General features: G+C 59.3%; 3 protein-coding genes. 1 reads left to right on the top strand and 2 read right to left on the bottom strand.

Translation table 11 applies throughout. From position 1 onward, the window contains the following. A partial coding sequence (locus ABT116_RS46550) for a recombinase family protein (protein WP_351647302.1) occupies window positions 1-235 on the bottom strand: 235 nt, incomplete at its 3' end. A 178-nt stretch (window positions 236-413) separates the two neighbouring features. Here ABT116_RS46550 and ABT116_RS46555 point away from each other — a divergent pair. Then, complete coding sequence (locus ABT116_RS46555) at window positions 414-767, top strand: histone-like nucleoid-structuring protein Lsr2 (protein WP_298774727.1); 354 nt, start codon at window positions 414-416, stop codon at window positions 765-767. An 85-nt stretch (window positions 768-852) separates the two neighbouring features. Here ABT116_RS46555 and ABT116_RS46560 read toward each other — a convergent pair whose 3' ends face one another. Further along, the gene (locus ABT116_RS46560) at window positions 853-981 is read right to left on the bottom strand and encodes a hypothetical protein (protein WP_298774725.1); all 129 of its coding nucleotides are present in this window, start codon (window positions 979-981) and stop codon (window positions 853-855) included. Window positions 982-1,380: the final 399 nt, after the last annotated feature.

Consider the following 1,380-nt stretch of genomic DNA (forward strand, 5'->3'; position numbering starts at 1 on the left):
GGTGCGTTCTCGGATCAGGTTGCGTTCGAATTCTGCGCGTGCGCCGCAGATAGGAGAAGATGAGTTTCCCGCGGGAGGTGATGGTGTCGATCGCTTCGGTCAACGATTTGAAGCCGACTCCGCGGGCGGCGAGATCTTCGACGGTTTGCAGCAGGTGGGGCAGTGAGCGCCCCAACCGGTCGAGGCGCCAGACGACAAGGGTGTCTCCGTCCCAAAGTTGCGACAGGAGATCCATCAGCTACGGCCGGGTGGTGGTTGCGCCGGATGCGGTTTCGACCTAGACCTTGAAACAGCCGGCAGCGCTCAAGCGTCGCTCTGCGGATCGACGCTCTGATCGGTAGTCGAGACTCTCGCGTAGCCCAAGAGTTCACCCATGAGACAGCAATTTCTAGAACTCACCGACAGGCTACATATTGAACCATCGGTTTTGGACACGAGTTTCGGAACAGATCTTCGACCAGCTCACAGAAAATTGTCACGAAGTTAACTTTTCGTATCAGGGTGCCGATTATCGGATTGATTTGCGACCCACGAATGCTGACAAGATCGAGGCGGTATTCGCGCCGTATATCAAGGTCGCAGAGAAGGTCTCCTCTGCCGGCAAGGCGCGTGCGAATACTTCGACGGCGATCAAGATATCGGGGTCTGGTCGATCCGCCGAGCAACTGAAAGCGATCCGGGACTGGGCCGGAAAGAACGGCTTCGTCGTTTCCGTGCGCGGCAGGATCAAGGCCGACGTCATCGAGGCTTCCGACGCCGCAAATTGAAGCTTGTGAACAGCATCTTTTTCACTGACATCAACGAGTGGCGTACTTCTATCCCGTGATTTTTCTCGGTGAGAGAGGGAAAGACTCAGGCGAGTTCGAGGCCACCCTCGGCAGGAAGACCAAACGGCCGTCGTCGAGGGCGATCGCCCACCGGTGCCCAGTCCCGCCCCAGGTCAGAGCTGTCGATGACGGTGTCGGCGTATTCCTCGACCACGACACCGACTTTGTGGCTCGGTATCGCCGGGCTGCGATCCGGAGGTCGGGATCACCGCGACCCGTGAACCGACCGCGATGGGATTAGCGCGTTGAGCGCCAGAATCGGACATAGGCCTGATTCTGGCAGAGAATCCGACAGGGTCACCGTCTATATCGCCATGGACGTTTGCTTGTTTCGAATTTGAGATAATCAATCACGCCGCAAACGAGGCTTGAAACTACCAACCAAGGTGTCAACGGAGCGCGCAATCATCCCCGACCTGCAGGGATGGATGTTGCGGAGAGAGTGCCGGTGGCAAGAACCCGAGGCGAGCACCGCGCCCACCACGGCCACCCCCAGCGTCTGCCCGAGCTGGCGGCTCGTGGAGGCGACCGCCGCCGCGACACCCGCCTGGGC

Source organism: Streptomyces sp. NPDC002130, assembly GCF_040296465.1.
In the GTDB taxonomy this organism is placed as follows: Bacteria; Actinomycetota; Actinomycetes; order Streptomycetales; family Streptomycetaceae; genus Streptomyces.